Source organism: Streptomyces sp. ADMS (assembly GCF_033441795.1).
In the GTDB taxonomy this organism is placed as follows: domain Bacteria; phylum Actinomycetota; class Actinomycetes; order Streptomycetales; family Streptomycetaceae; genus Streptomyces.
Window position 1 is genome coordinate 1 of the sequence record NZ_JAVFVX010000195.1, and the last position, 7,513, is coordinate 7,513.

Genomic DNA, 7,513 nt, shown 5'->3' on the forward strand with positions numbered 1-7,513 from the left:
CAGGTCGCGGAGTGCAGTCCAGCGGCCCCGAGGAATTGCGCAGCAGAGTCCGCGGTTCCGCGGTTCTGCGGTTCTCGCGGGTTCTGTGGTTCTCGCCGGTTCTCGCGGTTCTTCGTAAAGGTGCGCGACCCCGCCGGAGGCCTGCTCGGCGGGGTCGTTGCCTGCTGGTTCCGGTTCCGGTTCTGGCTGCGGCTAGTTCTTGCTGCCGTCCACGATGACCGGGGTGCCGTTCGCGTCCGTGCCGCAGGGCACCGCGTACACCGGGTTGGCCTTGGCGGCTTCCCTGTAGGCCTCCAGGCACTGGTTGTACAGCACCTTGTCGCTCAGCGACTTCGCGAGGATCCCGTTGGCGCGGGCGATGCCCTCCGCCTCGATCCGCTTGCGCTCGGACTCCGCCGTGGCCGTACGTGACGCCTCGACGGCCCGTTCGGTGGCCTGCTCCTGCTGGATCTTCTTGTCGATCTGGTCCTGGAGCTTGTCCGACGGCCTCACATTGCGCAGGTTGACGGTGGTGACGTCGATTCCGCGCGGCGCCAGACGCGTCTTGACGAGGGCGGCGATCTCCGAGCCGATCTGCTCGCGGGCGGAGGCGTAGCCCTCCTCGCTGGTGTGCTTCGCGAAGACGTTACGGATGATCTCGCGGCTGTCCGGCACCACCAGCCGCTCCTGGACGGCCTCCTCACTGCCGGCCAGCCGGTACAGCTCGACCGCCTTGGCCGGCACCACGGCCCACTTGATGCTGACGTCCGCGTACAGCACTCCGCCCTGCGAGGAGCGGACCTCGACCACGTCCTTGTCGTAGAGGTTCAGGTCCACGGGGCGGGTGGAGAAGGACGTGACCTCGGTGAACGGCGACTTGAACTGGACGCCGGAGGTCAGCGGTTGGCCGACCTTGCCGAAGGTCACCGGCACGCCGACCTCATAGGCGCGCACGACATGGACGCAGGCGAAGACACCGGCCAGCACGGCCGCGACGGCGCTGAGTGCCGCCCCGATCTTCCAGCCTCCGGCGCCCTGGCTGCGGCCGACGAGAAAGAGCACGACCGCCGCTATGAGCAGCAGTATGGACAGCACGAACACGGAATTCCCCCCTGAGGAACAGGTACCTGCCGGCAGGTACCGGATGCGTGGACCGGCGCCGCCTCGGGCGTGATCCGCAGGGAATGATAGGTGGGCCGGTTTCGCGGTTTCCGTCCCCTGGGGGGTATCGGGGTGCGGGCAGCCGCCGAGGGCCGACCGGATCGTCCGGTGGGCGGGGGCCCCGTCCGGCGCGCGGTACCTTCTTGCTCACGCCGATGAGGAGAGTGAACGTACGTGAGCAAGTTCGTGCGACCGGCAGCTGAGGGCGCGGATCCTTTCGGTACGGCCCGTCTGCGCCGGGGTGTTCTGGACGCCTGGGCCACCAGCCCGGCCCGGTTCCGTGAGGACGCCAACGCCGAGGAGGACCTCGTCCTCGGCGGCTACCGGGACCGGCTCGTCGTGGAACTCGCCCAGAATGCGGCGGATGCTGCCGCGCGGGCCGGGGTGCCGGGCAGACTCTGCCTCACCCTCCGCGAGGGCGTCCTCGTCGCCGCCAACACCGGTGCCCCGCTGGACGCGACCGGTGTCGAGTCCCTCTCCACGCTGCGTGCCTCCGCCAAGCGGGAGGCCCAGGACGGCGAGCACGGCAAGGGGACGGGCGCCGTCGGACGGTTCGGCGTCGGCTTCGCCGCCGTGCTCGCCGTGAGCGACGAGCCCGCCGTCGTCGGACGGCACGGCGGTGTGCGGTGGGCGCTCGCCGAGGCCCGCGAGCTGGCCGCCGAGACCGCCCGCCACAGCCCCGGGCTCGGTGACGAGGTCCGGCGACGCGACGGCCATGTGCCCCTCCTCCGGCTGCCGTTCGCCGCCGAGGGCACAGCCCCGGACCCCTACGACACGGCTGTCATCCTCCCGCTGCGGGACCTCGCCGCCGGGGATCTCGCGGAGCGGCTGCTGAACGGCGTCGACGATGCCCTTCTCCTCACCCTCCCCGGTCTTGAGGAGGTCGTCATCGAGGTGGGGGACCAGGCTCCCCGGACGCTGCGCCGGCTCACCGACGGCGCTCTGACCCTCGTGGAGGACTCCCGCGACGGTACGAGCCGCTGGCGTACCGTCTCCGCGCACGGCCCCCTGGACGCCGCCCTGCTGGTCGGGCGGCCGGTCGAGGAGCGGCTGCGTCCGTACTGGTCGGTCACCTGGGCCGTGCCCGTCGACTCCGACGGCACTCCCGTACCGCCCCGGACCAGCCCCGTCGTGCACGCGCCCACGCCCAGCGACGAGCCGCTCGGTGTACCGGCGCTGCTCATCGCCTCGTTCCCGCTGGACACGGCCCGCCGGCATGCCGCGCCCGGCCCGCTCACCGACTTCCTGGCGCAGCGCGCCGCCGACGCGTACACCGAACTCCTCGCCGACTGGAGCCCGGTGGGGGAGGGCATCATCGCGCTGGTGCCCGGCCCGCTGGGCAAGGGGGAGCTGGACGGGCAGTTGCGCCAGGCGATTCTCGAACGGCTGCCGCGAACCGCCTTCCTCCCGCCCGCACTTGACCCGGGCGACGATGACGAACTGCCCTCCGCCCTCCGCCCCCGCGACGCGGAGGTCGTCGAGGGCGCCGGTGCCGAGACCGTCCGGGTCCTCGCCGAGGTGCTGCCCACGCTGCTGCCCGCAGGGCTCGAACGCCGGGTGGAACTGCGGACGTTGGGCGTCGCCCGCGTCCCTCTGACCGACGCCGTCGACCGGCTCGCCGGCCTGGAGAAGGCGCCCGAGTGGTGGCACCGGCTGTACGACAGCCTGGCCGGCGTCGACCCCGACCGGCTGACCGGGCTGCCCGTGCCGCTCGCCGACGGGCGTACGACCATCGGGCCCCGGCAGGTCCTGCTGCCCACCGGCGGCGAGGTGGGGGCCGCCGCCCCCGAGACCCTGGCCCGCCTCGGCCTCAAGGTCGCGCACCCGGACGCCGCCCATCCCCTCCTGGAGAAGCTCGGCGCCCTCCCGGCCACCCCCCGCGCCGTCCTCACCACCCCGCAGGTACGGGCCGCCGTCGCCGCCTCCCTCGACGAGGACGCCGCCGGCATGTCATGGGACGACGAAGACGCCCCGGACGCCGAGGAGCTGGCGGACACGGTCCTCGCCCTCGTACGGGACGCGGGCCTCGAAGCCGGTGACGAACCCTGGCTCGGCGCCCTCGCCCTCCCTGACGAGGACGGCGAGCTGGCCCCCGCCGGTGAACTCGTCCTCCCCGGCAGCCCGTTCGCCGAGGTGATCAGGGAGGGTGAACTGGCAGCGGTGGACGGCGAGTTGGCGGACAAGTGGGGCGAGCAGCCCCTTGCCGCCTGTGGAGTCCTGGCCAACTTCGCCCTGGTGCGCGCTACCGACGTCGTCCTCGACCCGGACGAACTGGAACCCCGGGACAGCGACTTCGCCGAACCCGACGATTCAGGCCTGCTCGACGCCGTGGACGTGTGGAGCGAGGACATCCTCGACCGCTTCCCGGACTCGCCGGTGCCTCCGGTCGCCACGGAACTGGTCGCCGTACGGGACCTGGACCTCGTGGACGACGACCGCTGGCCCCAGGCCCTCGCGCTCCTCGCCCAGCCGCCTCTGCGGGACGCGATCGTCCAGCCGGTGCGCGTCCTGCTGCCCGACGGCACGCATGAACTCGTACGCCCGTACACGGCCTGGTGGTTGCGCGGAAACCCGGTGCTGGACGGACGGCGTCCGGCCGGCCTGCTGGCGGCCGGCGGCGACCCGCTCCTGCGCGGCCTGTACGAGGAGGCCGACGCCACCGGGTTCAACGACGAGCAGGTGCTGCGGGCGCTGGGTGTACGGACGTCGGTGGCCGCGCTCCTCGACGAGCCGGGCGGCGCGGCCGAACTGCTGGACCGCCTCGCGGACCCCGAGCGGGAAGTGAGCGGCGTCCAACTGCACGCCCTCTACGGTGCGTTGGCCGACCTCGACCCGGAACAGGTCACGCTGCCCGACGACCTGCGTGCCGTGGTCGACGGGCACGTGGAAGTGGTGGACGCGGCGGATGCCGTGGTGGTCGACTCACCCGACCTGCTGCCGTTCACAGCGGGGGTGCCGCTGCTCCCCGTACGCCCGGCACGGGCCGCCGAACTGGCGGAACTGTTCCAGGTACGTCGGCTGAGCGAGTCGGTGACGGGCGAGGTGACGTCTCAGGGCGCGGAGCACGACGTACCGGAGTCGGTACGGGTACTGCTGGGACCGGGGACGCCGGCGACGTACGTCGAGCACGAGCAGCTCGTCGTCGACGGCGTGGAACTGGACTGGCGCAGGACGAGGGACGGGGTGGTGCACGCCGCCACGCTGGAGGGCGTCGCGGCGGGGCTCGCCTGGGCGGCGGGGCAGTGGCCGCGGCGGTTCGAGGTGGCCGCGCTGCTGGAGGACCCGTCCAGGACGACGGAGCTGGCGCGGGATCGCTGGTTCGACTGAGGCGGCAGGGAGCCGGCGGGGGAGGCGCGGAGGCCGAAGGGGTTTCCGCGCCGGGCCGTCGGCTCGCAGGCCTTGCGCGAAGAGGGTGATGCGGACACGAAATCCTGGTGTTGTGCGCAAGCTGACCCGCGCCAGTTGGGACGGGCCCAACTGCACCGGGTACGCGACCCAGCCGGTGCAGCTGCAGTTCCGGAAGAACGGCACCGGCACCTACACCGTCGTCAAGACCATCAGGACGACGACCAAGGGTGACCTGAAGACGACCGTCAAGGCGACCGCCGACGGGTTCTTCCGGTACGTCTTCGCGGGGACCAGGACCACCGTGGGGGCCGGCGCAGCCGCCGAGTTCATCGACGTGAAGTAAGCGCACACGGACAACCGCGTCACGCCGGGAAGCGGCGGTCCACCCACCTCCACAGGATCTCCAGGGTGGCCGCCGCCACCGCCGCGATACCCACCGCGATCCACGGCATCGTCGTGCCGACCAGCTTCAGTGCGAAGAACTCCTGGAGTGGCGGTACGACCAGTACCAGCAGGAAGCCCGCGCCCATCGACGCGACCAGGGCGATCCGCCACCAGGTGTAGGGGCGGGCGACGATCGCCAGTACCCACATGGAGATCAGGAACAGGGTGAGCGTCGCCGCGCTCGTCTCCGCGTCCAACGCGCCCTCGCCCGTGTAGTGGTTGCGGGCGATCAGGTATGTCGCGAAGGTTGCCACGGCCGCCAGTACGCCGCCCGGGATCGAGTAGCGCATGACCCGGCGTACGAAGTGGGGTTTCGCGCGCTCCCTGTTGGGGGCCAGGGCCAGGAAGAAGGCCGGGACGCCGATCGTCAGGGTGGAGAGCAGGGTCAGGTGGCGTGGGAGGAAGGGGTATTCGACCTGCCAGCACACCACCAGGACGGCCAAAAGCACCGAGTAGACCGTTTTCACCAGGAACAGTGTTGCCACGCGCGTGATGTTGCCGATGACCCTGCGGCCCTCCGCCACCACCGAGGGCAGTGTCGCGAAGCTGTTGTTGAGGAGGACGATCTGGGCCACGGCCCGTGTCGCCTCCGAGCCCGATCCCATGGCCACGCCGATGTCGGCGTCCTTCAGGGCCAGTACGTCGTTCACGCCGTCGCCCGTCATCGCCACCGTGTGTCCGCGTGACTGCAGCGCGCCCACCATGTCCCGCTTCTGCTGCGGGGTGACCCGGCCGAAGACCGTGCCCTCGTCGAGTGCCTTCGCCATCTCCGGTGGTTCGGCGGGGAGTTGGCGGGCGTCGATCGTCGTGCCGCTCAGGCCCAGTTTGCTCGCCACCGCGCCCACCGACACCGCGTTGTCGCCCGAGATGACCTTCGCGTCGACGTCCTGCTCCGCGAAGTAACGGAGCGTGTCCGCGGCGTCGGGGCGCAGGCGCTGCTCCAGGACGACCAGGGCGGTGGGGGTGGTGCCGGTGGCCACCTCCGGGTGGTCGAGTTCGAGGGTGGTGCGGGTGAGAAGGAGGACGCGCAGGCCGGCCTCGTTCAGACGGTCAGTCTCGGCGAGGGCCGAGGCCCCGGCGGGCGTGCCGGGGGAGAGCAGCACGTCCGGTGCGCCCAGCAGCCAGGTGCTCGTCTCGCCGTTGCCCTCGCTGAACGACGCGCCGCTGTACTTGCGCGCCGAGGAAAACGGCAGCGACTCGGTGCAGCGCCAGTCCTCGCTGTCCGGGTAGGCGTCGATGATGGCCTGGAGGGAGGCGTTCGGGCGGGGGTCGGACTCGCCGAGCGCGCCCAGCACCCGCCGTACGTATGTCTCGTCGCCGCCGTTGAGGGAGCGCAGCTCGGTCACGTCCATGCCGCCCTCGGTCAGCGTGCCCGTCTTGTCCAGGCAGACCGTGTCGACGCGGGCGAGGCCCTCGATGGCGGGGAGTTCCTGTACGAGGCACTGCTGCCGACCGAGCCGGATGACGCCGATCGCGAAGGCGACGGAGGTGAGCAGGACGAGGCCCTCCGGGACCATTGGCACGATGCCGCCGACGGTACGTGCGATCGAGTCCTTCAGGTCGTTGTCCTTGACGACCAGCTGGGTGATGACCAGGCCGGTCGCGGCCGGAACCATCATCCAGGTCACGTACTTGAGGATCGTCGAGATGCCGGTACGGAGTTCCGAGTGGACGAGGGTGAAGCGGGAGGCCTCCTCGGCGAGTTGGGCCGCGTACGCCTCGCGGCCGACCTTCGTGGCCGTGAAGGCGCCACCGCCCGCGACGACGAAACTGCCCGACATGACCTGGTCGCCGGGGTGTTTGACGACGGGGTCGGCCTCGCCGGTGAGCAGTGACTCGTCGATTTCCAGTCCGTCGGCCTCGGCGCACTCGCCGTCCACGACGATCTTGTCGCCGGGGCCGATCTCGATGAGGTCCCCGAGGACGATCTCGGAGGTGCTGACGTCGGCGGCGACGCCGTCGCGGCGGACCGTGGGTCTGGCTTCGCCGATCACGGCGAGGGAGTCGAGCGTCTTCTTCGCCCGCCACTCCTGGATGATGCCGATGCCGGTGTTGGCGAGGATGACGTACCCGAACAGGCTGTCCTGGAACGGGGCGACGAACATCATGATCAGCCAGAGGACGCCGATGATCGCGTTGAACCGGGTGAAGACGTTGGCGCGGACGATCTCGGTGATGCTGCGGCTGCTGCGTACGGGGACGTCGTTGACCTCGCCGCGGGCGACGCGTTCGGCGACTTCGGCGGCGGTGAGGCCGGGGGCGCGGGGTTCCTTGCCGCGGGGCTCGTCGCCGCGGGGCGGGTTGCCCGGGGTGCCGCTGGAGAGGGGTACGGGGTGCGCAGGATCGAGTTCGGCGTCGGCGTCGATGTGCGTCATGTGTTCGACGGTACGTGCGGATTTACGGCTTCACCCGCCGAGTGCGCCAAAGATCAGACCTGGGGAGGAGGGGTGGGGTGGGAAATGGTGCGGTGGTTGTAGTCGGGGGTGTGTAGGGGGTGGGGCGGGTGGGGGTGCGCGTTTCGGGTTTCGCCCCCGCCGCCCCTACCCGTCCCATCCTGTCCCGGGGGGGGGGGGCCCCCCCC

The 7,513-nt window shown here is 71.4% G+C and carries 4 protein-coding genes; 2 read left to right on the forward strand and 2 right to left on the reverse strand.

From position 1 onward, the window contains the following. Positions 1-192: 192 nt before the first annotated feature. Complete coding sequence (locus RB628_RS38590) at positions 193-1,074, reverse strand: prohibitin family protein (RefSeq protein ID WP_318325320.1); 882 nt, start codon at positions 1,072-1,074, stop codon at positions 193-195. Positions 1,075-1,314: 240 nt separating this feature from the next. On the opposite strand from RB628_RS38590, the gene RB628_RS38595 reads away from it, so the two are divergent. After that, a complete protein-coding gene (locus RB628_RS38595) occupies positions 1,315-4,467 on the forward strand; it encodes a sacsin N-terminal ATP-binding-like domain-containing protein (RefSeq protein ID WP_318325321.1) in 3,153 nt (1,050 codons plus the stop codon). Between the two features lie 112 nt (positions 4,468-4,579). Continuing rightward, complete coding sequence (locus RB628_RS38600) at positions 4,580-4,831, forward strand: hypothetical protein (RefSeq protein ID WP_412180795.1); 252 nt, start codon at positions 4,580-4,582, stop codon at positions 4,829-4,831. A 19-nt stretch (positions 4,832-4,850) separates the two neighbouring features. On the opposite strand, the gene RB628_RS38605 is transcribed toward RB628_RS38600, so the two are convergent. Continuing rightward, complete coding sequence (locus RB628_RS38605) at positions 4,851-7,307, reverse strand: HAD-IC family P-type ATPase (RefSeq protein ID WP_318325322.1); 2,457 nt, start codon at positions 7,305-7,307, stop codon at positions 4,851-4,853. Positions 7,308-7,513: the final 206 nt, after the last annotated feature.

Coding starts and splice junctions, on each gene's coding strand:
- RB628_RS38605 (WP_318325322.1), bottom strand. CDS start 7,307: ATGACGCACATCGACGCCGACGCCGAACTCGATCCTGCGCACCCCGTA.